Annotated in this window: 25 protein-coding genes; 15 read left to right on the top strand and 10 right to left on the bottom strand. The window is 70.7% G+C overall.

What is annotated here, in order from left to right; all coding sequences use genetic code 11:
- Positions 1–33: 33 nt before the first annotated feature.
- Together Vau01_RS08785 and Vau01_RS08780 are read right to left on the bottom strand one after the other, a co-directional pair.
- Positions 34–831: a helix-turn-helix domain-containing protein gene (locus Vau01_RS08785; protein ID WP_203989078.1), complete on the bottom strand. Its 798-nt coding sequence runs from the start codon at positions 829–831 to the stop codon at positions 34–36.
- 53 nt (positions 832–884) lie between these two features.
- Positions 885–1895, bottom strand: coding sequence for an aldo/keto reductase (locus Vau01_RS08780; RefSeq protein WP_239151429.1), 1011 nt, complete (start codon positions 1893–1895; stop codon positions 885–887).
- Between the two features lie 223 nt (positions 1896–2118).
- Here Vau01_RS08780 and Vau01_RS08775 point away from each other — a divergent pair, with 223 nt between their 5' ends.
- The 4 genes from Vau01_RS08775 to Vau01_RS08760 all read left to right on the top strand — a co-directional run bounded on the left by Vau01_RS08775 (position 2119) and on the right by Vau01_RS08760 (position 6163).
- Complete coding sequence (locus Vau01_RS08775) at positions 2119–4575, top strand: helix-turn-helix transcriptional regulator (RefSeq protein WP_203989076.1); 2457 nt, start codon at positions 2119–2121, stop codon at positions 4573–4575.
- A gap of 106 nt (positions 4576–4681) precedes the next feature.
- A complete protein-coding gene (locus tag Vau01_RS08770; RefSeq protein ID WP_203989074.1) occupies positions 4682–5053 on the top strand; it encodes a hypothetical protein in 372 nt (123 codons plus the stop codon).
- A gap of 31 nt (positions 5054–5084) precedes the next feature.
- Entirely contained in the window at positions 5085–5639 is a 555-nt protein-coding gene (locus Vau01_RS08765) for a dihydrofolate reductase family protein (protein ID WP_203989072.1), read from the top strand.
- Positions 5640–5656: 17 nt separating this feature from the next.
- Positions 5657–6163, top strand: coding sequence for a GNAT family N-acetyltransferase (locus tag Vau01_RS08760; RefSeq protein WP_203989070.1), 507 nt, complete (start codon positions 5657–5659; stop codon positions 6161–6163).
- Between the two features lie 27 nt (positions 6164–6190).
- Here the strand turns inward: Vau01_RS08760 and Vau01_RS08755 are convergent, their stop codons facing one another.
- On the bottom strand, positions 6191–8227 hold the full coding sequence (locus Vau01_RS08755) for an AAA family ATPase (RefSeq protein ID WP_239151428.1): 2037 nt from the start codon (positions 8225–8227) through the stop codon (positions 6191–6193).
- A gap of 191 nt (positions 8228–8418) precedes the next feature.
- Here Vau01_RS08755 and Vau01_RS08750 point away from each other — a divergent pair, with 191 nt between their 5' ends.
- From Vau01_RS08750 to Vau01_RS08720, 7 genes are all read left to right on the top strand, one after another.
- A complete protein-coding gene (locus Vau01_RS08750) occupies positions 8419–9468 on the top strand; it encodes an NAD-dependent epimerase/dehydratase family protein (RefSeq protein ID WP_203989066.1) in 1050 nt (349 codons plus the stop codon).
- A gap of 81 nt (positions 9469–9549) precedes the next feature.
- On the top strand, positions 9550–10050 hold the full coding sequence (locus Vau01_RS08745) for a pyruvoyl-dependent arginine decarboxylase (protein ID WP_203989064.1): 501 nt from the start codon (positions 9550–9552) through the stop codon (positions 10048–10050).
- On the top strand, positions 10047–11411 hold the full coding sequence (gene gntF, locus Vau01_RS08740) for a guanitoxin biosynthesis pre-guanitoxin forming N-methyltransferase GntF (RefSeq protein WP_239151427.1): 1365 nt from the start codon (positions 10047–10049) through the stop codon (positions 11409–11411). The genes Vau01_RS08745 and gntF overlap by 4 nt, the downstream gene beginning before the upstream one ends.
- A gap of 4 nt (positions 11412–11415) precedes the next feature.
- Positions 11416–12276, top strand: a complete 861-nt coding sequence (locus Vau01_RS08735; protein ID WP_203989062.1) for a 50S ribosomal protein L11 methyltransferase — start codon at positions 11416–11418, stop codon at positions 12274–12276.
- A 420-nt stretch (positions 12277–12696) separates the two neighbouring features.
- Complete coding sequence (locus tag Vau01_RS08730; protein ID WP_203989061.1) at positions 12697–13239, top strand: TlpA family protein disulfide reductase; 543 nt, start codon at positions 12697–12699, stop codon at positions 13237–13239.
- A gap of 9 nt (positions 13240–13248) precedes the next feature.
- On the top strand, positions 13249–15054 hold the full coding sequence (locus Vau01_RS08725; protein WP_203989059.1) for an ABC transporter ATP-binding protein: 1806 nt from the start codon (positions 13249–13251) through the stop codon (positions 15052–15054).
- Complete coding sequence (locus Vau01_RS08720) at positions 15051–15464, top strand: S26 family signal peptidase (RefSeq protein ID WP_203989057.1); 414 nt, start codon at positions 15051–15053, stop codon at positions 15462–15464. Before Vau01_RS08725 ends, Vau01_RS08720 begins: the two co-directional genes overlap by 4 nt.
- Here Vau01_RS08720 and Vau01_RS08715 read toward each other — a convergent pair.
- The 3 genes from Vau01_RS08715 to Vau01_RS08705 all read right to left on the bottom strand — a co-directional run bounded on the left by Vau01_RS08715 (position 15457) and on the right by Vau01_RS08705 (position 17399).
- A complete protein-coding gene (locus Vau01_RS08715; protein WP_203989055.1) occupies positions 15457–15918 on the bottom strand; it encodes a hypothetical protein in 462 nt (153 codons plus the stop codon). The genes Vau01_RS08720 and Vau01_RS08715 overlap by 8 nt on opposite strands.
- A gap of 70 nt (positions 15919–15988) precedes the next feature.
- Positions 15989–16951, bottom strand: coding sequence for a hypothetical protein (locus Vau01_RS08710; protein WP_203989053.1), 963 nt, complete (start codon positions 16949–16951; stop codon positions 15989–15991).
- A 58-nt stretch (positions 16952–17009) separates the two neighbouring features.
- Positions 17010–17399 (bottom strand): winged helix-turn-helix transcriptional regulator, encoded by a 390-nt coding sequence (locus tag Vau01_RS08705; protein ID WP_203989052.1) that lies wholly within the window; start codon positions 17397–17399, stop codon positions 17010–17012.
- 97 nt (positions 17400–17496) lie between these two features.
- Between Vau01_RS08705 and Vau01_RS08700 the strand changes: the two genes are divergently transcribed.
- From Vau01_RS08700 to Vau01_RS08690, 3 genes are all read left to right on the top strand, one after another.
- Complete coding sequence (locus Vau01_RS08700; protein WP_203989050.1) at positions 17497–18162, top strand: NADPH-dependent F420 reductase; 666 nt, start codon at positions 17497–17499, stop codon at positions 18160–18162.
- Positions 18163–18248: 86 nt separating this feature from the next.
- Entirely contained in the window at positions 18249–18650 is a 402-nt protein-coding gene (locus Vau01_RS08695; protein ID WP_203989048.1) for a ricin-type beta-trefoil lectin domain protein, read from the top strand.
- 159 nt (positions 18651–18809) lie between these two features.
- Positions 18810–21083: an esterase-like activity of phytase family protein gene (locus Vau01_RS08690; RefSeq protein WP_239151426.1), complete on the top strand. Its 2274-nt coding sequence runs from the start codon at positions 18810–18812 to the stop codon at positions 21081–21083.
- Positions 21084–21460: 377 nt separating this feature from the next.
- On the opposite strand, the gene Vau01_RS08685 is transcribed toward Vau01_RS08690, so the two are convergent.
- From Vau01_RS08685 to Vau01_RS08670, 3 genes are all read right to left on the bottom strand, one after another.
- Positions 21461–21901, bottom strand: a complete 441-nt coding sequence (locus Vau01_RS08685; RefSeq protein WP_203989044.1) for a hypothetical protein — start codon at positions 21899–21901, stop codon at positions 21461–21463.
- 255 nt (positions 21902–22156) lie between these two features.
- Complete coding sequence (locus tag Vau01_RS65195; protein ID WP_373320205.1) at positions 22157–23512, bottom strand: LuxR C-terminal-related transcriptional regulator; 1356 nt, start codon at positions 23510–23512, stop codon at positions 22157–22159.
- A gap of 72 nt (positions 23513–23584) precedes the next feature.
- Positions 23585–23947, bottom strand: a complete 363-nt coding sequence (locus tag Vau01_RS08670; RefSeq protein ID WP_203989042.1) for a hypothetical protein — start codon at positions 23945–23947, stop codon at positions 23585–23587.
- A gap of 216 nt (positions 23948–24163) precedes the next feature.
- Here Vau01_RS08670 and Vau01_RS08665 point away from each other — a divergent pair, with 216 nt between their 5' ends.
- Positions 24164–24457: a hypothetical protein gene (locus Vau01_RS08665; RefSeq protein ID WP_203989040.1), complete on the top strand. Its 294-nt coding sequence runs from the start codon at positions 24164–24166 to the stop codon at positions 24455–24457.
- 4 nt (positions 24458–24461) lie between these two features.
- On the opposite strand, the gene Vau01_RS08660 is transcribed toward Vau01_RS08665, so the two are convergent.
- Positions 24462–24740, bottom strand: coding sequence for a hypothetical protein (locus Vau01_RS08660; RefSeq protein WP_203989038.1), 279 nt, complete (start codon positions 24738–24740; stop codon positions 24462–24464).
- Between the last annotated feature and the right edge of the window lie 20 nt (positions 24741–24760).

Genomic DNA, 24760 nt, shown 5'->3' with positions numbered 1-24760 from the left:
GACGCATCTCGCCCGACGCGGGCGGCCGACTCCTTACCGGACCAGTCCTTCGGCGCGCATCCAATCGGTAGGCGTGCATCCCGCCATGTCGCGCCATTCCCGGGTGAAGTGAGCCTGGTCGGCGAAGCCCGACGAGGCGGCCACCGCCGCCAGACTGAGCTGTTCGGTTCGGGCGGCGGCCACGAGCCGGCCGCGGGTCGCCTCGAAGCGGATGAGCCGTTGATACTCCTTCGGCGTGACCCCGAGCGCGGCACGAACCGTGCTGCTCAGATGCCGCCGGGAAAACCCCAGCAACTGAGCGGCCTCCTGCACCCGGGTGGTGGCCGACAGGACCGCGAGCGTGGCTCGTAGACCGTCGCGGTTGGCGCGTTCGCCGTGCCGGGCCAGGCTTTCGAGCAGGACCCGTTCGACGACGGCACGACGTTGCGGCCAGGACCGGCAGGCCGCCAAGCGGTCGGGCAGGTCCGCCATCGTCGGGACGACATCGGCCAGGTCGGCAACGTCGCCGGCCAACGTGGACGCCGGGACTCCGAACAGGGTGCTGATGCCAAGGGGGCGGAGGGTCAACCACACACCGCGGCCGCACCCTTCCTGCCTCAGCGCGGCCGCGTCGAGATGGAGCCCGGCCACACCGGCCCGCAGCCGTTGTGGCGAGCCGGGCCGCCCGACCCATGAGATCTCGAGCTGGTCCTGCTCCGGGATCGTGATCGTGATCGTTGACGAGGGAAGCCCGCGATGAACACCGATCGAGTTCGATCCGAGGTCGTACGGACTCAGTGTCACGACGTACGGCGCCAAGGCCGCGGGCATCTGATCGACATTCGCGATCATCCTGCGAACCTACCCCGGAATGGGCGGCGTAACCCTTCGGCAGCCGCGCCTCGTCAGGGAACGGGTACGGGCGCGGTCACGGGCAGCACGCCGGCGTCCTTGAGGTGTGTCCACAAGGCCACGGGTATCGGGTGGGCGAGATGGTCGGCGTTCTGGGCGATCTCGTCCGGTGTCCGGGCCCCGACGACGACGCTGGTGACGGCGGGGTGGCCGAACGGGAACTGGATCGCGGCGGCCAGCGGTGGTACGTCGAATCGCCGGCAGGCGGCCCGCACCGCGTGGATGCGTTGCAGGACGGCTGCCGGAACGGTGTCGTAGCCGTAGGCCTTGCCGGTGCGCGGTTCGGCGAGCAGTCCGGCCTGGAACACCCCGGCCGCCATGACCGTGACGCCCCGCTCGGCGCACAGCGGCAGGAGGTCGTCGAGTCCGGTCTGGTCGAGCAGGGTGTACCGGCCGGCGAGAAGGACGCAGTCGGGGCCCGGCGCCGGTGCGTCCCGTAGAAAGCGGGCCGCGACCTCGGCATGGTTGACCCCCAGGGAGACCGCTTCGATGACGCCGGCGGCGCGCAGCTCGGCCAGCGCCGGGTACGTCTCCAACAGGGCGGTGGTGTAGTCGAGGTCCGGGTCGTGGATGTGCAGCACGTCGACGCGGTCGAGGCCCAGCCGGGCGAGGCTGTCCTCCAGGCTGCGTAGAACGGCGCCGCGGCGGTAGTCCAGCCGTGGCCCGACTCCCGCCGGCGGATCGGCCCAGATCGGCTGGGTGTCGGTGCCACCCGGCTCGATGAGCCGCCCGACCTTCGTGCAGAGCGCGAACGCCGACCGTGGCCGGCCCCGCAGGGCCGCCCCCGCCCTCGTCTCCGACCGGCCGTAGCCGTAGACCGGAGCCGTGTCGAACAGCCGCACGCCGAGATCCCACGCCCGGTCGATAGTGGCGATCGCGACGTCGTCGGCGACCGGTTCGAACATGCCGCCGAGCGAGGCCAGGCCGAGGCCCAGACGGCTCACCGTCAGCCCCGACCGGCCGAGCGGCATCCGGTCGTCGGGGCGGAACGACGACGTCGGCACGATCGACAGCGTACCCACGCCGCGGCGCGGGCGACGGCCGACCGCGCTCGGCGGTTCGACCTCAGCGCGTCCACACCCGAGCCTCAGCGGAGCTTCATTCGAAGCTCATCCGGGGGAGGGAATCCACGGTGCGACAGGTGGCACGAACCGACGGTGAGCGGTAACCTCTTTCGTCCCGTTTTGCGGCTTCTGCCGTCGGGCACAGCGACGTAAGGTCGTCCCCGTGATCGGGCGAGCGGAGGAGCGCGCCGTGATCGGCGACCTCCTCGCGGGCGGACGGGCCGGCCGTAGCGGCGTGCTCGTCCTGTCCGGCGAGCCTGGAGTCGGCAAGTCGGAGCTGCTGGCGCACGCGGTGACGTCGGCCGCAGACATGCGCATTCTTCGCGCGACAGGTGTCGAGACCGAGGTGGACCTGCCGTTCGCCGGGTTGCATCAACTGGTGCGTCCGGTGCTCGACCTCGTCGCCCGGCTGCCGGGGCGGCAGAGCCAGGCCCTGCTCGCCGCGCTCGGCCTGGCCGATCATCGCACTGAAGACCGGTTCCTGGTGGCTGTCGCGGCACTGTCCCTGCTGTCCGAGGCCGCCGAGGACCGGCCGGTGCTCTGCGTCGTGGAGGACGCGCACTGGGTGGACCACTCCTCGGTCGAGGCGTTGACCTTCGCGGCCCGCCGGCTCGGCGCGGAGGGTGTCGTCGTGCTGGTGGCGACCCGCGAGGAGCCGTGGCCCGGACTGCCCGGGCTGCGCGTGCGCGGGTTCAGCCGCGACGATGCGCTCGCCCTGCTCCGGTTGCGCGCCGGTGCGGTGACGCCGCGGGTGGGCGAGCGTCTGGTCGAGGAGACCGGCGGCAACCCGCTCGCCCTGGTCGAGCTGGCGGCGTCGCTGAGCCGCGAGCAGCTCGTCGGGGAACAGACGCTTCCCCAGCCGTTGCGGCTCACCGATCGGCTCCAGGAGGCGTTCCTGGGCCGGGTGCGGATGCTTCCCCGGGACAGCCAGACGCTGCTGCTGTTGGCGGCGGCCGACGACACCGGCGATCCCGCCGTGGTGTTCCGCGCGGTCCGGGAGCTCGGCGTCGACGCCACTGCGCTGGACGCGGCCGAGCGGGCGGCGTTGGCCGCGGTCGACGATAGCGGCCGGATCACCTTCCGGCATCCGCTGGTGCGCGCGGCTGTGTACCAGTCGGCGACGTTCACCGGACGCACGACGGCCCATCGGGCCCTGGCCCACGCGCTGGACAGCGACGTGCACGCGGCCCGACGCGCATGGCACCTGGCCGCGGCGGCCACCGGCCCGGACGACGACGCGGCGCAGGGCCTGGAACGGTCGGCGGAGACGGCGTTGCGGCGCGGCGGATTCGGGGTCGCCTCCGCTGCATTCGAACGCGCCGCCGAACTGTCCGCCGACCGGGCCGGCCGCGCCCGGCTTCTCGTCGCCGCGGCCGAGGCCGCGTACCAGGTGGGGCAGGCCGACCGTGCGGGCGGGCTCGGCGACCGGGCCAGCGAGTTGATCGACGATCCGATCATCGCTGACGACGTCGCCTGCCTGCGTGGCCGGATCGAGCTGACCCGAGGCTCCTCGCTCAAGGCGCATGATCTGCTGGACACGGCGGCGCGGCGCATGGCCGCGCGGGATCCCCGGGCCGCCGCGGCCGAGCTGATCCATGCCGCCCGGGCGGCGTGGAATCTCAACGACGCGGCCCGGCTGGCCGCGACGAGCGACGCGCTGCGGAGCCTGCGACTACCCCCGAACGACCCGCTGTCCGCTCTGACGTCCGCGGCCGTGGCTGTCGGTGAACTGGTCGCGGGGCGGATCCCCGACGCCGTGGCGCGCATTCACCACGCCACCGACGAGTGGCTGCAGCTGCTGTCCGTCGGTGAGGTCGGCGACCTGGAGCCGTGGGTCCTCGAGGCGTGGCTCGCGCTGTCCGGCACCACCCGGATCGGCGGCGGCCACTGGTCCGGACTGAGCCTCGCCGAGGCGGCCGTGGCACTGGGCCAGCCGGACCGGGCCCTCGAACGGCTGCTGGACAAGAGTGCCGGCCCCCTGGTGAACCCGCTGAGCCGGATCCTCACCGTGCCCGATCTGGTCGAGGCCGCGGTGCGCGGCGGTCGACGTTCGGACGTCGACGTCGACGGGTCCATCGCGTGGTTCGCCGACTGGGCGGCCAGTACCGGCCGGCCGTGGGCCATCGCGACGGTCCACCGTTGTCGCGCGATCGTCGCCGACGAGGACGCCGAAACGCACTTCGAGGCGGCGTTGCGTCTGCACGAGGAGGGCGGCTCGACCGATCGGCCGTTCGACCGCGCACGCACCCAGCTCCTGTATGGACAGTGGCTGCGTCGCGCACGCCGCCGCGGCGCCGCCCGCGTCCACCTGGCCGCCGCCCACGAGACCTTCGAGCGGCTCGGCGCTTCGCCGTGGGCCGGGCGTGCCGGCAGCGAACTGCGAGCCACCGGTCAGGTGGTGCGCCGCAACGACCCGGTCGCGACCCGGCTGACCCCGCAGGAGCTACAGGTCATCCGTCTGGTCGCCCAGGGCGGGTCCAACTCCGACGTGGCCGCGCAGCTGTTCATCAGCCCCCGCACCGTCGCCTACCACCTATACAAGGCGTTTCCCAAACTCGGCGTCACCTCACGGTCGGATCTGAGCCGACTGGACATCGACACGCTGATCGCCACCCAGTAGGTCCGCCGGACGACGGATACGGCATCCGGTCCGGTACAGCACCATGACGGATTCGACCCCGCCGCACCACGCCTAACGTCAGCGCCACCCGTCGGAAGGTGTCATCGTGAGGATCGGAATCGGACTACCGAACGCTGTACCGGGTCGTCGGCCCCGTGAGGTGCGGCGGTGGGCGCAGGACGCCGAACACCTCGGATTCCACTCGCTCGCCACGATCAACCTCATCCTGAGCGGGGTGATGACGATCGCGGCCGCGATCGGGTTCGGTCGCGCGTCGCGTGGTTCGAATGCCGCCCGGTTCGTGGCAATGGCGACGGCGGCCGTCGTCGCGGCCGCACTGTCGAGGAGCAGCGTGGGCGTGCCGCTGCTGTGGCTCGCTGTCGTGGCCGGCTGGGCGTGGCTGCTGGCCGCCTCTGCCGGCGCCTACCGAACCGTCCCCCACCCTGAAGTCCACCGGCGCGTCGCGGTCACCACCTGAGACACCTCGAACCAATCGAAGGGAGCGCTCCGTGCGCACGATCATCAACTCCACCTACATCACCCTTGATGGAGTCATCCAGAACCCGCAGGACTGGCCCTCGACGGGCGGTTTCAACGAGGCGGGAACCAGGGTTCAAACCGAACTGCTGGATCGCTGCGACGCGGTCCTCATGGGCCGGCACACGTACGAAGGCTTCGCGCCGGTGTGGTCCACCCGCTCCGGCGATGCGCTCAGCGATCGCATGAACGCGCTTCCGAAGTACGTCGTCTCGACGACGCTCACCGACCCGACGTGGAACAACACGACCGTCGTCGACCACGATCCGATCGAGGCCATCCGTGCCCTCAAGCAGCAGCCCGGTACCGGCATCGTGCAGTACGGATTCGGCCGCCTGTCCCACGCGCTGCTGGAAGCGGGTCTTCTCGACGAGCTGCGGCTCTGGGTGCACCCGTTCATCGTCGGCTCCGGCACATCCGACGACCTGCTCTACCGCGCCGGATCATCGGGCATTTTCGACCTTGCCGGCTCGACCGAGCTCCCCGGTGGCATAGTCGTCCTGACCTACCGGGTCTCGGCCCGCTGAGGGATCGGAGCGAGAGAATGGACTACCGGGGACTTGTCAAGCGCCTGGACCTGCCCACGGGTTGGTCCGCGCCCACCGAACTGACCTACCACGACATCCGGGCGCACGCGTTGACCCGTGACCACCTGGACGACGACGTTCGAGGAATCAACGCCAGCATCGACCTGATCCGTCGAACACGTGGCGGGCGGTGGCCGACCGGACCGGTCACCGCGGAGTTCAACTACGTCGATGCGGTCTGGCATGAATGCGAGTTCCGGGATGGCGGTTCGTTCACCTACGCGGTGTACACCGCCGGCGGCCAGTACCTCGGCTGCTGTTATCTGTACCCGATGGGCCGGCGAACCCCACTCAACGACGACCTGATCACCTATGACGTCGACGTCAGCTGGTGGGTGACGCCCGACGCGTACGACCGCGGCTACTACACCCTCCTGTACACCGCGCTACGACACTGGATCGCCACCGAATTCCCGTTCTCGAAGCCGTACTTCTCCAACCTGGAGCTACCGGCCAGCGGCTGAGCCGTCAGGTCAGCGCGTCAACCGCCGTCATCGTCCGGGTGGTTGCTCGCCGATCTCGACCGCCCAGAGGATGTCGGTGAGGTCGTCGAGGGCCTTGGCCAGGTACCGGCGGTAGGTGCTCAACGGCAGGTCGAGGACCTCGGCGGCGGCTTCCTGGGTGGCGGCGGGGCGTAGGTACGTACGGTGCAGGACCGCCTGCAGCTGGTGGCCTTTCGGCAGGTTCGCGAGCTGGGCGACGGCGTGTTCGATCGTGGCCCGAAGCTGGGCGGCGCTCGCCCCGCCGGTCGTGGCGGCCAACGCGGAGCCGAGCAGCGGGTTGGTGGCGAGTTGGTCGGGCCGGTGCAGGGTTTGCAGCGCGGCCCGGACCGCCGCGTCGAACCGGGGGCGGTTCAGCGCCGGTGGACGCAGCAGCGCGGCCGGTGCCGGTCCGGTGCCGCCGGCGTGCCCGCGCTCGTACATCAGGTCGAGCCAGGAATCGATCGGAAGGCGGCGCCAGTCGATGCCGAAGGCGACGTGCCGCAGGCCGCCGACGTCGACGTGGACCAGCGGGACGAAGGCGATGTAGTCAAACCTGGGTGCCCAGAACTCGACATCGACCACGACGACGAACGACCAGGCCAGCGGCCGGGTGAGCCACTCGATCACGCTGGACACCGGTCCGGCCACCACCATGTACGGGTCGCGCTGGTGGTCGCGGATCCCGCTGGAGAACCGGGTGATCAGGACGCGTTCCCCGGGGCGGATGGCTCCCTCCCGCGCGACGTGGTCGAGTACCGCCCGGACAGCCGGGTCGCGGTCCTCCAACGACGAGCCGCTCGGGCACAGCAGATGGTGGGAGAACCCCGCGACCCGGTCGTCGGTGCGGACCACGTTCAGATGGTCCGGCTGCTCGGCGAGCCAGGCCCGGGCGAGGTCGGCGCTCGCCGGTCCCTCGAACCGTTCGATGGTCGCGCACACCTGGTCGTGCTCGTCGGGACGGGCCGGGACCACCGCGGCGGAGCCCTGCGCCCGCACCGCCGCTATCACGTTGCCGAACGGGCTGTGGCGGTGGACGAAGAACAGCTGATGCATGTCGGGTTGCCGGCTGACGCCGGTGGCGGCGCGCAGACCGGCCAGGGCGTGGTCGTAGATGAGCCGGTCATGCGTGCGGTACTGCTCGGGGGCGCGGCGACGGAACTCCGCGTCCAACACGTCGCGGGCCAGGTCGTGGACGGACAGGCCATGCGGCCCGCAGGTGACGAACGGGAGCCGGGCCAGCCACCGCCACACCGCGGGGGCGTCGGCGCCGACCATCCGCGCAAGCAGGTCCTCGGTGGTCAACCAGGCGATCGCGCAGGTGGCCAACCCGGTCAGCTGCGCCTGGGTCGGCACCTCGCGCAGAAACGACTGCAGCAGTGTCGAGATCAGATCCGGTGCGTCGGCGAGGGTGTCGGGCACCTGTCCGCAGGCGGCGAGGTCGGCCAGCAGGGCCAGGGTCAACGGATGGCCGCCGCCGAGCGTGGTCAGATGCGCCCGGACCGGTGGTGCCACCCCGGCGTGGGCGAGTAGCTGCCCGCTCTCCTGCGGATCGAAGTGGTCGAGGTGGTGCACGGCCACCAGCTGCCGCCATCCGGCGTCGGTGCGCCACGCGGTGGTGGGCGGGTCGCGGCCGGCCAACACGACCACGGTGTCGGCGCCCAGGCTCGGAACGAACCGGCCTCGCAGCCATTCGTCGATCGGGGTCAGCTGTTCGTAGCCGTCGATGAGCAGGACGGCACCGGCCAGCATCGGCCCGCTGTCGGGTTGCGTGCCCGCGACGTCCAGGACAGCCACCCGCAGCCCGTCCGGCGATGGGTCGACCTCCCGCCCGTCGACCTGGATCACGGCCCGGCCGGCGGCCCGCGCGCGGGCCGCCAGCTCTGCCAGCAGCGTGGTCTTGCCGATGCCGCCCTGGCCGTGGACGAACAGCACCCGCTGCGACGTTCGCCCGTCGACGGCGGCGTCGAAGCTGGCCAGCTCGACCCGGCGTCCCACGAACCGTTGCCGCCGGGCGGAGTCCAGCACGTCGCCGAGGAGCGTCGACACGCGGTCACCTCCAGCATCGGATCGCATTGCGACCGGTCAACGCCCACTGTTCGCCGCCGGCCCGGGATTGGACAGCGATTAACAACTATCTGACCTGGAAAGTGAGCACCTCCCGCGCCGATGCTCGCCGCACCGGTTCGTCGGGTTCGGCGGTCCGTCCCGCACCTGCCGAATCAGGATGGATGATCGTCATGAGGGTCCTCGTCACCGGTGGCACCGGGTTTGTCGGCGCGCACAGCGTGGCTGCGCTCGTCGCCGCCGGGCACGACGTGCGGCTGCTGGTCCGCTCGCCCGACCGCATCGGGCCGGCGTTGGAACCACTCGGCGTGAGCGCCGCCGTGGACCACATCGTCGGTGATGTCACCGACCCGGGCTCGGTCCGCCGGGCGCTGCGCGGCTGCGACGCCGTGCTGCACGCCGCCGCCGTGTTCGACCTGGACGCCCGGGCCCGGCCGGCGATCGCCCGTACCAACGTGGTCGGCGCGCAGACGGTGCTCCGCGCCGCCGTGCAGGCCGGTTGCGACCCGGTCGTGCACGTCTCCAGCACCGTGGCACTGCTGCGACGGCATGCCACCGTCGGCCCGGACTCGCCGCTGTCGACCATCCGCGGGGTTTACATCCGGTCCAAGGCGGCCTCCGAAGCCGTCGCCCGGACGTTGCAGGACGACGCCGCCCCCGTGGTGATCGTGCAGCCCGGTGGCGTGCTCGGCCCGCACGACCCGCACCGCGGCGACCAGACCCGCCGGCTGCGGGACATCCTGCGCGGCCGGTACCCGATGTGGCCCGCCGGCGGCTACCACGCCGTCGACGTCCGCGACGTCGCCCGCGTCCACGCCGCCGTCATGACACGGGGTGCGGGTCCGCGCCGCTACCTGGTACCCGGGCATTTCATCGACGCCGACACGATGTACCGCACCCTGCGTGCGCTGACCGGCCGCCGGCTGCCGCTCCTCGTCCTGCCCTCCGCGGCCATGCTGCCGCTGACCTGGACCGTCTCCGCCGTCCAACGGATCACCCCGTTCCACCTGCCCGCCGACCACGAAGGCGTGCTGATCGCGCGCAGCGATACCCGCTGCGACGACTCCGGCGCCCGGGACGAGTTCGGCATCCAGCCGCGCCCGCTGACCGGGACCTACCGCGACACGATCCGATGGCTGCACCGGACGGGCCAGCTCACCACCCGCCAGGCCGGCCACTGCGTCAACGCCGAACGCGATCCGGCCGGCGTGGCCCTGCCCTGAGCCCGCAACAGCCCACCCGCACGTCCACGCACACGATCGCGGTCACCGACGTGGCCGGCGATCCGAAGGGAAACCCATCCGATGATCATCCTGGTGGCGGGCGCGGTCGGCCGCGGCCCGACCCGGTTGGCCGCCTTCGACGCCGCGTTGGTGGCGGCCGGTGTCGCCGACCGGAACCTGATCTACCTGAGCTCGGTGCTGCCGCCGGCGTCGTCCGTCCGGCAGGTCGACCGGATCGCCCACCCACCGGGCGACTGGGGTGACCGGTTGTACTGCGTGATGGCGCAGGCGCAGGCCGCGGTGCCGGGTACGCAGGCATGGGCCGGCGTGGGCTGGGTTCAGGACGCGTGCGGACGCGGGCTGCTGGTCGAACACCACGGCGGCGACGAGGAGAGCCTGCGCGGGCTGGTCCGGGCCTCGCTGGATGGGCTGTGCCGTAACCGCGGCGTCAGCTTCCCGTCGGGTGGAATCGAGGTCGCCGGTGCGCAGTGTGCCGACGAACCGGTCTGCGCCCTGGTGGTGGCGGTGTTCGAGGCCGCCGCGTGGATGTCGGCCAGCCAGCCTGTCGGTGCGGCCGCATGACAACGAACGGGTCGGCCGTGACCGGATGGGTGGCCGGGCTCAGAACCTGGACCATCAGTCTCGCCGCCACGGTGGCATCGAGCTACGCGTTGGACGCCTGGGCGGCCACGGCCGGGGTCGCCGTGGTCGCCTCGGGACTGCTCGCCGGCGTCGACCGGCCGTGGGTGGTGGCGCTGCTCGTGGTCAGCTATGTGGCCTGGGGGTTCGGGCTGCGGACCAACCTGCGGGCGAACCTGACGCTGCTGGCCACGACGGGGACCAGCACCAACGTGCTGTCCAAGGCGGCCTACGACCTGACCCGGCGCACCACGGGCAACGCCCGTGTGCAGCGGCTGGCGGCGGCAGTCGGCTATGTCGGCAGTCAGGTCGCCGCGGAAGGCGTGTACTACGCGGGTGCCTTCGGCGCCGCGACGCTCAGCGACGCCGTCACCGGCACCGATGCGCTTCTTTTCCTTGCCGGGGCGAATCTCGCCGCCGCGTTGTACGAGTACGGGCTCGCCCGCCTCACCGCGACCTTCCTCCGCCGTCGACCGCGCCGGTATGCGTCGTTCGACACGGACTGGGTGCCGGCGGAGTACCTGGCCGGCTACTACCGGGCGGTGGAACCGGACGAGGTGGCGACGATCGCGTTCCTCGTCGAGGCGGTGCGTGGCGCCGAACCCGACCAGCCGGTGCTGTTCTTCGGGGTCGGGCCCACCCTGCACCACGTGTTCGCGGTGGCCGAGGTCGCCTCGGAGATCCACCTGGGTGACTTCCTGCCGGCGAACCTGGCCGAGATCCGTCGGTGGATCGACCGCGACCCGGGTGCCCACGACTGGCGACCGTTCGTCCGTTACACCTTGCAGTGCGAGGGCGTCGACCACCCCACCGACGAGGAGATCGCAGCACGTGAAGACCTCACCAGAACGAAGATCACCGAACTGATCCGGGTCGACGCCCGGCACCGGCGTCCGGTCGACCGCCGCTATCCGACGGTGATCAGCCCGTACTGCGCGGACTCCGCCACCAGCGACCGCGCGACCTGGGAACTGTACATGCGCCACATCACCGACCTCGTCGAGCCGGGAGGCCTGTTCGTCACCGCTGCCCTGCGCCGCTGCCGTGGCTACACCGTCGCGGGAAAGACGTTCCCCGGCGCCGACGTCGACGAACACGACCTGCGCGCCGTGATCGAGTCCGCGTTCGAACTCGTCGACGGGTCGATCCGGGTCCGGTCCACCGCCCAGGACGCGTCGCACGGCTACTCGGCGATCGTGCTCTGCCAGGCACACCGGCGTCCCAACCAGGCCCGGGCCTCCGCGCGCAGGGAGAAGTCCGCGACGACAGCCGCGCAACCACTGCACCACCGAGGGGAGAGGTAACCACGTGCAGGCGATCTGGTCGAACACCGACTTCGTGTACATGTGCCTTCGCGACCGACGCAGGACAGAAGCATTCCGCGCGGCGATCAACGAGATCGTTCACCCCGGAGACCATGTCCTGGAGATCGGCGCCCGCAGCGGCATCCTCTCCTTGTTTGCCTGCGAGGCGGGCGCCGCACGAGTCACCGCAGTGGAAATCGATCCCGCCCTCGCCGAACTCGTGACCGCCACCGCAGCGGCGAACGGGCTACATCACCGCATCACCGTCATCAACGCCGACGGACGCGACCTGAACCTCCCCGCGGTCGACGTGGTCATCGCCGAGTTGATCGAAACCGGGCTGCTCGACGAACCTCAAATACCGGTCATCAACTCGCTCATCCACCATGGGACGATCACCACAACGACCCGTGTCATTCCCGCCGGCTACCGAACCGAACTCCAGCTCGTCACCGTCGACGAACGCATGTACGGCCACACGGTCAAAGCACTTCGCCACGAATGGCCGTTCTACAGCCGCGACAAGAACTGGACAACCGTGCCGGCACGAGACGTGTCCGACCGCGTCGCCGTCTGGTACGGCCGGTTCAACGGCGGCCCGCACGCCACCACCGTGCAACGCAGGCTCCGCTTCACCATACCGGAACCGTCCACAGTGAACGGTCTACGTATCTGCGGCACCGCGCTTCTCACCCCGAATATCGAACTCGGAGCCTGCGATACGCTCAACGGCGACAAGATCATCCCACTGCCGCCACGAACCATCATCGGACCGGTAGAACTCGACGTGAGCTACGAAATGGGCGACGGCCTCGCCAGCCTTGTCGCACGGTGGCGCCCGCTCCGCTCAACAGCCGGTCGGTGACCAGACCGTGAAGCTGGCCTCCTGCCCAGCACGCCGGTCTGTCTTCTGCCTTTCAGCGGTTGGCAGGGTCAGACAGCAATGTGAGAGCGCAATGACAGGGCTACCGGCCACCCTTACCCAGCAATCACGCATGGATGTCCGTCGAATCCGACGGACACAGGGAAGGGAGTCATCGATCTTGCGTATCGTCGAACGGCTGAGCGACCGGCTTCTGTCGCTACTCGTGCCAGGCGTCCGGGCGTCCGCCTCCGCGCGGGCCGTCTGTCCTGGCGCATATCCGTTTTGCGTCGGCACCTGCTGGTGCAACCAGTGCGCCGGGGGTTATGCGCAGAGTTGCTGCTTGCGGCCCGGCGGGGGAACGTACTGCCGGACCTGCAAGGAAGGGTGCTGACGGGAGGCGGTGACCGGACAGGAGGAACGATGGGGTTCGTAGTCGCGGGCCTGGTGCTCGTCGGCCTGCTCGGCCTGCTGAACCTGCTGCTCGTGGCCGGCGTGATCCGCCGGTTGCGTCAGCACACCGAACTGCTCAGCGGTGGCGCCGCGCCGGTCGAGTTGCCCACGACGGACCCGACCGTGTCGGTAGGCTCGCGCCCCGGCTCGTTCAGCGTGATGGCTGTCGACGGCGAGCCGGTGAGCATCCCTGGACCGACGATCGTGGGGTTCTTCGCACCGGACTGCTCGTCGTGCGTGGCGAAGGTGTCCGACTTCGTCCTCGGCGTCGTCGATCTCGGGTACGACCGCGCGAATGTGCTCGCGGTGGCGATCGGCGAGCCGCCGGCCACCGACCGGCTTTCGACGACGCTCGGGCGAGCCGCGCGCGTGGTCGTCGAGCCAATGGACGGGCCGGTCGCCACGGCGTTCGCGGTGCACGGCGTCCCGGCGATGTGCCGGCTGGACGAGACCGGGACGGTTGTCGCCACCGGGCGGGACCTGACCGAGATCAGCGCACCGGCGACCGTCTGAGCGTCCACAATGGATAGTGTCCGGCGCCAGGCGGCCGCCTTCGCGCTCGCGTGGCGGGCGCGGCCGGCGATGCTCATGACGCATGTCGCGGTTTCGCTGGCTGGCGCCGCCGTGCCGGTGGTGGTCGCCTGGCTCACCAAGCTCGCGCTGGACGGCGTGATGGCCGGTACTGACTGGCGACACCTCGCGGTTGTGGCTGGGGGCCTGGCGGCGGCGGGCCTGCTGGCGGCCGTCACCCCGCTGGTCGACCGCTACCTGATGGCCGAGCTCGGCCGCGGCATCGAACTCCTCACCCTGGACCGCCTGTACGGGGCGGTCAGCCGGTTCGTGGGCCTCGGCCGGTTCGAGAATCCCGCGTTCCACGACCGGTTGCGCATGGCCCGCGACGTCGGTCGGACGGCGGCGATCGACCTTGTGACGAGTGCGGTCGAGGTGGTCCGCGCCGGAATCACCGGCGTCGGTCTGGTCGCAGCGCTGGTGGTTCTCAGCCCGCCGATGGCCGTGGTCGTGCTCGCCACGGCGGTGCCGGCGTTGTTCGCGGAGCGATGGCTCGCGCGTCGCCGGGCGACCATGCAATGGGAGATCAGCCCGGCGGTGCGGCGGGAACTGTTCTACGCCGGGCTCCTGACCGATGTCCGGTCCGCGAAGGAGATCCGCGCGTTCGGCATCGGGTCGTTCCTGCGCGAACGGATGCTGGCCGAGCGCACCACCGCCAACCGGGCGCATCGGCGGGCCGATCTCCGCGAAGTGCTCACCCAGGGCGGGTTGGCGTTGCTGCTCGCTCTGGTATCCGGCGGCGGCCTGGTGTGGGCCATCGGCGCGGCCGTGCGGGGAGAACTCACCGTGGGCGACGTCTCGATGGTGGTGCTCGCCGTGGCCGGCACCCAGCAGGCCGTCGCCCAGGTTGTGTCCGCGTACGCGCTCGCGAAGGAGTCGACGCTGTTGTTCGGTCACTACCTCGACGTGACGGGTGCGGGTCCGGAACTCACCCTGGCGCCGGAACCGGTGCCGTGCCCGCCGTTGCGGACGGGCATCGAGTTCCGAAACGTGTGGTTCCGGTACTCCGACGACCATCCGTGGATCCTGTCCGGTCTCGACCTCACCATCCGGCACGGTGGGGCGACCGCGCTCGTCGGGCTCAACGGCGCCGGCAAGAGCACGATCGTCAAGCTGCTGTGCCGGTTCTACGACCCGACCCGCGGCGAGATCCGGTGGGACGGCGTCGACCTGCGCGCGATGTCACCCGAGGACCTGCGGTCCCGGATCGGCACGGTGTTCCAGGACTTCATGGAGTACGACCTCACCGCGGCGGAGAACATCGGGCTCGGTGACATCGGCGCGCTCGCCATCCGCGGACGGCTGGAGGACGCCGGTCGGCTCGCCGGCGTCCATGACACGCTCGCCGCACTGCCGGCCGGATACGGCACGATGCTCAGCCGCATGTTCGCCGGCACCGCGGACACGACGGGCGTGATGCTCTCGACCGGTCAATGGCAACGGCTCGCGCTCGCCCGCGCACTCCTGCGCGGCGAGCGCGACCTGATGGTCCTGGACGAGCCGAGTTCCGGCCTCGACGCGCAGGCCGAGTACGAGGTGCACACCACGCTCCGCGCACTGCGCGACGGCCGCACGAGCGTGCTCGTCTCCCACCGCATGGGCACGATCCGGGACGCGGACACGATCGCGGTCATCGCCGACGGCGGGGTGGCCGAGATCGGTGACCACGCCCACCTGCTCGCCCTGGACGGGCGCTACGCCCAGCTGTTCGCCGCGCAGGCCCAGGGATACCGCGAGGAACCGGTCGACGCGTCATGACGATCGTCGTGGTCGTCCTCATCGCCGTCGCGGTACTCGCGGCCGCCGCGGTGTTGTCGCTGCGGCGCGTGCTGCTGGTCGTCACCGTCGACGGCACCAGCATGGAACCGACGCTGCGCCCCGGCGACCGGGTCCTGGTGCGCCGGACCCGGGCGGTCCGCACCGGCGATGTGGCCGTGCTCGGACGGGCCGGTGCCTACCGCGTGAAGCGGGTGGCCGCGGTACCCGGTGAGACCGTCCCACCGGGTGTCGACGCGATCACCGGCGCCGTATCGACGATGCCGTCGACGGTGCCACCCGGCGGGCTGGTGCTGCTCGGCGACAACCCGTCCGACAGCTTCGATTCGCGCCAGGCCGGACTGTTCCGCATCCACGATGTGGTCGGCGTCGTCGTACGCACGGTCAGGTAGCGACCAGCGGGGTGTTGCACCACTCGTCGGCGTTGAGGTAGACCCGCGCGTACACGCCCTGGTAGACGTCCTTGTTGTGCATGTTCTGCTCCCAGTTCGATCCGGTGTCACCGGTCGCTCCCACGTCGTGCAGGGTGGAGGCGGATCCGCCCCACGCCCGGACCAGCGGCGTCTCGCCGTCATCTGCCCGGAGGCTGATCGCCATTCGCGACGGTGTGAAGCCGCCGGTGTTCCACTTGACCCGGTCGACCGAGAAGAGTTGCACACCGGAGATGGTTTCCCAGCGCAGCCAGAAGTCGAAGGAAACCTGTCGTTCGTGGACGATGCACGACCGATGGTAGGGGCCGGCGGCGGCAGCCGCGGGTGAGACGAAAGTCAGCACCGAAACGGCGGTCAACAGCAGGACGAGCCCGGCCTGGAGCAGGCCCCTGTCCCAGCGAATGAATGACTTCATGGATCCGAGGAAACCAGCGGTGCGTACATTTCGCGTGCATGCCCGGGCGCCACTCCGGCGGGGGTTCGGTTCAAGCGTCGGCGGTGCTGTCTTCGGCGTGGCCGGTGAGGCTGGCCAGGGCGATGCCGCCGTCGTGGTCCCAGAGCAGTAGCTCGTCGGCGGTGACAGTGGTTGCGCCGGCCCAGCCGAACGGGGATCGGGCGTCGGCCGCGGGCATGCGGGCCGTGCTGATCGATCGTCCCGTGGGGTGATCGACCCTGAGCGCGTGGCCTTCCCCGGTAATGACAAGCAGGCACCCGGTGCCGACGTCGACGGCATGGTGGACCTCGTCGTCGTCGCCGACGATGGCGGCGGGGTCGACGCGTCGGATGACATTCCCGCCGGGCAGATCGTGCCAGGCGATGTCCTCACCGTAGGCCCCGGGCACGGTCAGGGCGGTGTCCCGGTCGGCGGTGACACCGGACACCGCCCGGTCCCGCAGCGCCGTGATCTCGGTGGCGGCCAGCGCCCCGTCGTCGGTGATCCACCAGGACCACTGCCCGTCCTGTCCGGCGCCGATGCTCACGAGGTACGCGGATTGGCGCGGATGGGCCCATGCGGCCGGATAGACGTCGTTGGTCACCGGGATAGTGGCCGTCGCGGTGGTGGCCCAGCCGGCGCCGCCATCGACCTTGCGGATCTCGGCGGTGTCCCCGGCTTGGCCGGCGCAGATCGCCAACAGACTGGTGCCATCGGTGGAGAATGTGACCGCGCTGGCGGAGCGGTCGGGCCAGGGTCGCAGCGCGACGGTGGTGACCTGATCGCCGCTGTCGTCGTAGAGGGCGAGGGTGTCGGTGCCGGGAACGGCGAGGAGCTTTCCATCGGGGCTGGCCGCTGCCGTGCCGTTCCGGCCAATCGTCACGCTCTTTTCGACCGCGAACGCGGGGCCAACCAGGACCAGCTGGTTGCCGCAGATCAGGTACCAGCCGCCGCCGTGACGGCGGAACGCCTCGTCTACCCGGGAACGAAGTCTCGCGGTCCTGACCAGCTTCACCAGGTCGATGGTAACGATCATCGAACAGCCCGGCTGATTGCCCGTCAGGGGGTGGATGTCAGGGCTGTTCGTCGACCGTGCCGAGCATTGCCTCGCGGACGGCGTCGCCGTGCCGGTCGACCCAGGCGCCGAGGGCGAGGATCGGGATGAGCAGGTCCCGGCCCGCGTCCGTGAGCCGGTACTCCACGCGCGGTGGCGCCTCCCGGTAGCGGTGGCGTTCCACCAGGGTCATCCGCTCCATCCGGCGCAGGGTCTGGGTGAGCATCTTCTGGCTGATGTCGCCGATGGCCCGGCGCAGTTCGCTCGGACGCTTCGGCCCGTCCCGCAGCGTGTACACGATGACGGTCAGCCACGAGTTGCCGAACAGGTCGACCGCGAGGCGGGCCGGGCAGTCGGCCTCGAACGTCCCGTAGGGCGCGAACCGCGCCTGTTCAATGTCCACCGTCATGCCGCAAAGCCTGCCATCGCCGACGGGCACCCGCGGGTGCCTGTCGGCGTTCCTACCGTGGGCGTCGACACCATTGACAGGAAGTCAAGGAGTGAGCATGCGAATCGGGATCATCGGCGCGGGGCAGATGGCGCGGGCGCTCGGCGGTGGTTGGGCCGCCGCCGGGCACGAGATCCTCATCGGAGGGCGGACGCCGCGTCGTGCGGAGGAACTCGCCACGGCGATCGGCCACGGAGCCCGGGCCGGCGGCATCCGCGACGCGGTCGGTTTCGGTGACGTCGTGCTGCTCGCCGTCCCCGTTCCGGCGCTACCCGACGTGTTGCGCGCGGCCGGTGACGGGGCGTTCGACGGCCGGACGGTGATCGACTGCACGAACGCGTTCGTGCCGGACGGGTCGGCGGGGGAGAGCCTGGTGCTCGCGGAGGACGCGGTGGCCGAGCGGATCGCGGCGTCGGCGCGCGGCGCGCACGTGGTGAAGGCGTTCAACCTGTGTGCGGCGGAGGTGTGGGAGTCCGGGAACCGTGAGTACGGCGGGCGCCGTCTCGTCGTCCCCCTGTGCGGCGACGATCCCGGCGCGCTGGACCGGGTCGGGTCCCTCGTCCGGGACCTGGAACTGCGGCCGGCGGTCGCCGGTGGCCTGCACCGCGCCCGGTACCTGGAGGCCACGTCCGTCCTCGTGGTCGGGCTCTGGTTCGCCGGTGTCGACGCCGGGGCCGCGTTTCCTCCGTTGGAGGCCGCCTTCGCGGTACCCGACGGCGCCTGACGGCTCGTGGTCCTCCGGATGGCACAGCTTCGGAACGGGACGGAACGCCGTGCGGGTGCCACAAGAGAATCACCAGGCTGTTTACCGTGCTGGCGGCTTTGGTACTGACGCTGACCGGCTCGGTCGTCATGGCCGGCAGCGCGAACGCCGACGTGCCCGGCACCGCGTTCCGGAGCATCAGGAACAACGCGTGGGGCCAGTGCGCGAGCACGACCACCGCGGCCGCGGGAAGTCACGTCCTGTTGGGCACCTGCGACACCGGGTACTTCAGGAACTGGGTGAGAGTGCCGACCGGGCAGGCGAACACGATCGACGTCTGCAGCGCGTCGCCCACCCAGACCTGGGTGCAGCTACCGGATCTGAAGCTGTTGCACTTCGGCACCGGGCTGTGCCTCGACACCGTCTCCAACCAGGGCAGCGAGTTGATGCAGTGGTTCTGCGGCCAGGAGGCTCCGGTAGGCGTCCAGTCGTGGACCATCAACGCCTGATTGGCGAGGATGCGTGCTGGACCGACACGTCGTCGGTCCAGCACGTCCGGATCGAGGACCAGGTCGGCCTCCTGCAGTGCACCTACTGTTCGCCCGCCGGCAATGGTGTTCGGGCGGCGGAGTTCGCCCGGCGCTGACGATCATCTGCGGGTGCCGATTGTGAGACGCCCCCTGCCAGCGAGGATTGCCGCCGCCACGTTCACCACCGCCGTCACGGTCGCGTTCGCCGTCGTGCCGGCGTCCGCTGGGCCAATCTCTGCTGGGCCGGTCCGGACCGGCGGACACGGCGACCACGGGACGGGCGCCCGATGCTCCGCCGACGCGTCACTGCTCGGCTTCTCCGACAGCCTCGACAAGACGACGTTCGACGGGACGGCGGTCGCCGGACTCTCCGCCCTCGCGCTGACCCGGCCGGGGCGGGCGCTGGCGCTCGTCGACAACATCGGGACCACGCCGGCGCGCGTCTACGAACTGGGCCTCGACCGGCGCGGTTCGACGGTCCGGACCGGCGTCCGCGACGTCACCGTGTTGCGCCGCACCGACGGAACGCCCTACACCGGAGCCGACTTCGACGGTGAGGGCCTCGTCGCCGAGAACGGCGGCCGCACGATCCTGGCCAGTTCCGAGACCGAGCCGGCGATCCGCCGCTTCCGACTCTCCGACGGCCGCGAGACGGCGAGCCTCCCGGTGCCGGACCGGTTCCGGGTCGCGCCGGCCGGCCAGGCCACGGTCAACCAGACGTTCGAGGCGCTGGCGGCCACGCCCGACGGTCGCGTGCTGTTCGCCGGCATGGAGGGCCCGCTGTCCGCCGACGGCCGGGACGCCGCCGGGCGCGGCCTGCAGCGCATCGTCCGCTACGAGGGTCGTTCGGGGGGACGCTACGAGACGCGCGCCCAGTACGCCTACCGCACCGATCCGGGGCTGGGTCTGGTGGAGCTCGTCGCGGTCGGCGACGATCTGCTGCTGGCGCTGGAGCGCGGATTCACCGCCGGTGTCGGCAACACGGTGCGCGTGTACCGGGTGTCGGCGGTCGGTGCCACCGACGTGTCCACTGTGGACTCGCTGGGCACGGTGACCGATTCGCGGACGTGGCTGGGCAAGCAGTTGCTGGTCGACCTCGTCGACTGCCCGCCGTCGGGGGCGACGGCCAAGCAGCCGCAGCCGAACCCGTTGCTGGACAACATCGAGGGCATGGCGTTCGACGGCCGCAACGAGCTGTACCTCGTCTCCGACGACAACAACGGCGCCGCACAGACCACACGGGTCTACGCGTTGCGGGTCACCGTGCGGCCGTCGCCACGCCTGGACGCGCGTGCGATCCTCCCGGCGACCGCCTACCAGCCCGGGCCGGTGTCCGGCACGCAACTGCCGCCGACCACCGTCAACGGGATCACGCCGCCGTTCCCGGGCCAGCCGATCCCCGGCTTCTCCGCGGTGCTGCCGGCCCGTCCGGGCGGCACGTCGGCCGAGCGGCTGCTGGCCATGCCCGACAACGGTTTCGGCGCGAAGAACAACTCGGCCGACTTCCTGCTGCGGGCCTACGAGATCGAGCCGAACTACAAGCGGCACACCGTCGACGTCCGCGGGTTCATCAGCTTCCGTGACCCCGACCGCAAGGTGCCGTTCCCGATCGTCAACGGCGACACCCCGCAGCGGTTGCTGACCGGTGCCGACTTCGACATCGAGTCGCTCGCCTGGGACGCCCGCGGCGACCTGTGGATCGGCGACGAGTTCGGACCGTACCTGATCCACGTCGACCGCACCGGCAAGGTGCTCAGTGCGCCGGTCCCGCTGCCCGACGGCGGGAAGTCGCCGCAGTCACCGGATCTCGCACCGGGCGAGGCGCCGACCGTGGCCGCCAGTCGCGGCTTCGAGGCGATGGCCGCGAGCAGGGACGGGTGGACGCTCTACCCGATCCTCGAGGGCGCCAAGGTCGGTGACCCCGACCAGCGCCGCCGCATCGTCTACGAGTTCGACGCGCGCCGCGGCGCCTACACCGGCCGCACGTGGACGTTCCGGGTCGACTCGCCGGACCTGTTCGTCGGTGACGCACAGGTGCTCGACGGGCGGCGCCTGCTGCTGATCGAGCGCGACAACGCGATGGGCAAGGCGACCGAGGTGAAGCGTCTCGTCGTCACCGACCTCGACAAGGCCGGCGCCGACGGCGTGCTGCCCCGCCGCACCGCGGTCGACCTGATGCGCGTCGCCGACCCGCGTGGGGTCTCCACGCCGGCCCGGCCGGGGGAGTACGGCGTCGGACCGCTGTTCTCGTTCCCGCTGCAGTCGGTGGAGTCGGTGCTCCCGTTGCGCGGCGACCAGGTGCTCGTCGCCAACGACAACAACTTCCCCGGCAACGACGGGCGCATCCCCGGCAAGGCCGACGACACCGAACTGATCGTCATCACGGTTCCCGGCCTGCGCGACGCGCCGTAGTCATGGTGCGTACACGGGTCCGGTCCCGACTGCTGCCGTGGGTCGTGGCGCTGCCGATGTATGCGGCCGCCTTTGTGGCGTACACGCGCGCGACCCTGCCGGCCTGGCGTCGTGGTCGGCGACGAAGGCCGGGCATGCTGAGGTAGGTGGCGGGGCGAGGACCGCGAGCGGCACCAACGCGTACCGCGGGTAGAACCGGTGTCAGCAGGACTCTTGCCGGCTCCGCAACCGTGTCCGCCGGAGCGTGCACCGCATCCGGCACGGGCGGGTCGTGCTCGCTGTCGACGGCATGGAAGGCATCAACGCCGGCGTCCGCCTCCTGCAAGGCCGCGCGGACGGCTACCGACACCTCGACAACCTCATCGAAATGAGACGCACTACCCGGCCTCTCGTTGGTATCCGCGTGGTGCGACCGGCCAGTGTGCCGAGGCCCGGTCCGCGCCTGATTGCGGCGGCGCGGCGATGTCGCTGGGTTCGTGAACGGGCCGAATCTCAAAGCTGTGTGCCCCGCGATGACGGTATGGCAGGAGGCAGTCGTCGTGCTCGTCGGGATCTCTGCCGTCGCACAACTCGCTCTGGACCATATCGCGGTGTTGTCCGGCCCAGTGCAGCCACCACAGTTGGTTGCCTGCGTAGGCGGCCACGACGAGCCCGACGTGGCGACCCTCGTGTCCGATCGCGAGCTCGCACGTCAGGTCCAGCCGCACCGGATCTACAGGGTCCGGGAGTGCGCCCAGCATCTTGTATTCGGTCATCATGACCTCGGTGGTGGCGGGGCACCGTGTCGACTCGCTGCGGCCGACGTGTTCTTCGATCATCATGCATCCCGGGCGTGCACGGTGACGAGATACGGGCACCGTAACCTGACAATCCCGAACGGGGTAATCGACCAGCCCGCGCCGTGTGCCGGGCGACCGCGGTTGTCGGTCACGCCGAGGCGCGGACTGTACCGCCACCTGGCAAAACACGGTAACCCCGGCTGGCCGGCCACACCAGACCGGCAACGACACCGAGGTCAAGCCGGCGGCCGGCCAGCCCGGCGGCACGGTGATTCACGGCGGTCACCGGTGTGGTCAGGGCGCGATGACGCCGAGTTCGTACGCGCGGTCGACGGCTTCCCGACGCCGCGACACGTCGAGCTTGCGGTAGATGGACTTCAGGTGCGCCTTGACGGTGTAGACGGACAGATCCAGTTCTGTTGCGATCTCGGCGACCGTCAACATCGTCCACAGATAACGGAGAACCTCGACCTCCCGCACGGTAAGGCGCTCCCGCCGGATGCGGGACACCCCGACATTCTCGGTGACGGCCGACATCCCGGACCTCGCCCGGGCCGTCCCGAGACCGGTTCGCCTGTCCGCGGCGCGAGAGGTGGGTGACGTGGGTTGCGCCGAGGTCACCGCCGGCGGCACCGGCGCACGGGCCGCCACCCACTTGGGCATGACGTCCGGGTCGAGCTCGCACCCGCGGTCGACGGCCTCCCGACGCCGCGACACGTCGAGCTTGCGGTAGATGGACTTCAGATGCGTCTTGACGGTGTAGACGGACAGATGCAGCTCGGTTGCGATCTCGGCGACCGTCAACATCGTTCGCAGATAACGGAGAACCTCGACCTCCCGCACGGTGAGACGCTCCGGCCGGATCTGGGATAACCCGACACCCGTGGCAAACCTCGATGCTGCGGACATTGGATGGATCTGCAACAGGGCCCACACGATCTTGCCGTCGTCCAGCGCAGTGGTGCCCCAATGCGTGGCGATGAACTGGACGATCGGCAGGCCCCGGGCCCGATCGGACAACGGCGCCGGCGGGTCCGGCGATACGGCGGTCAGCAGCCGGGGCGTGACCTGGCAGTAGTCCTGCACTGCGATCCGCAGATACCTGCCGACCTGCGCAGCGGTGACCTCGAAGTCTCCGGCGGTGTGCTCGATCGCGTTACTGGCCAATTCGGAGACCACCGTGCGGGCCGAGTAGTACAGGCGCGCGACGTTCCAGGCCAGGCACGCGTCGCCGACCAGGGCGCGGGCCAGTCTCGCGGAGACCGGTGCGGGTGTCATCCGGGCATGCACCCACCGCGGTCGGCCCTCACGCACGGCGGCCAGGGCCTGGCCGTGGCTGGTGTAAACCTGCGCGACCGGATGCGACGTGGCCAGCGGACCGGCGATGGCCCGGCCCGGGGCGCACATCAGGAGCGGCACGCCCCGATCACGGGCGGCTCGCCGCGTGGCGGTGGGGAACACACTGAGCACGCCGGACCGTTCGGCACGTAGACCGCTCAACTCCACGATCACGGCCACCGGGCATTCCATCACGCACACGGCCAGCGCCGCCCGGACGCTCGACATCGTCGCCCAGGTCAAATCACCGCTCAGCCACACCGTGGTGACACCACTGCCAAGATCACGGTCTGTGCGGATCACCACACTCATGACAAGTCCGATCGACAATCAGGCACAGCGGGCCCCAGCGCGAGCAGGGCGCCGCTCAACGACCGGCGAGGACTAGACCGGGAGCCCGCCGGTCGACTGGCGACCGGCGATGGCCGGCAGGACTTCTAACGCTACTCGGCGCCCCACCACACCGATAGCGCCCAGAAGACCTGAACCGCGCCAATTGCGTTGTCCGAACGTGGCACGGTGGCTCTGCGGTGACAGACCTCCGATCGCCCTGGCGGATCCAACCACGTCCTTGAGGCCATGGGTGTGCCGCGCCCACGGCACCACCTCGGTGCGGATCCAGTGGCAGCCGACGTAGTCGACCCGGCAGATGGACGTCTCGACGAACACCCGGTGCCGGCCGAATCCACGAGCGTCGCCTTCATCGCGCGACACCCGATCCAGCCCGACACAAATCACCGAACGCACCCGGCGGGTCAGCGTCGCGCCGGGAACGACAGCCGCACGCCCGGCCGACCGCGAGCGTCCCTCCGACACCCGGACGGGCCGTCGGTCCGGCCGAACGGGTTCTGACCTTCACCGTCCAGGCGGAACGACCGTACCTGGGTCACTGTGCCGCGCCGTCCATGCATACCATCGGCGGGTCGGACAGCGAACGAGGGTCGTCCTGGTCGTGGAGGCGTGGTGAACAACCCGGAACCGGCGGCAGACCAGCCGACCGTCCGCCTGATCCAGATTCTGCGTACCTACTGCACCGGGCTGCGACCGGACGGGCTGGCCGACCTCACCGCGACGGTCAAGGAAGGCCGGTACCCCTGGCTGCGGGCAGAACTGGCCGCCGCCATTCGAAGCGCCGACACCGCGGCGTGGTGGGACGACGCCATCGGTCGTCCGGCGGAACCGTTCAACCCGCGCACGGACGACGAGCGGCGGGCCGAACAGTCTCAACTATGGCGGGCGCTGTTCGGTACGCCGTAGCCGGTCACTGCTCCGGAGGAGAGGGCTCGGCGGCCTGGAACGTGTGGCCGTGCGCCTCCAGACGGTGGATTGCCTCGTTGCGCGTGACCGCGAGCAGGTGCGCCTCCACCGTTGCGTCGCCCCGGAGGTCGGCGAGCGTCTCCCGGACCACCCGGTCGACCACCGCGGGGTCGGTGTTCGGGAAGCGTTCGGCGACCACCTCCACCTCGCGTCGGATGCCGAGCTCGAGGTCGCCGAAGGCGATCATCCCGCTTCGTTCGGCGTTGGTGGCGTCGTCAGACATGGCCGCTCCCGGACGTGAGG

It is taken from the genome of Virgisporangium aurantiacum (genome assembly GCF_016863635.1).
Taxonomy (GTDB): Bacteria; Actinomycetota; Actinomycetes; order Mycobacteriales; family Micromonosporaceae; genus Virgisporangium; species Virgisporangium aurantiacum.
Note: the sequence above shows the minus strand (reverse complement) of the source record. Positions and strands in the feature narration are given on the sequence as shown.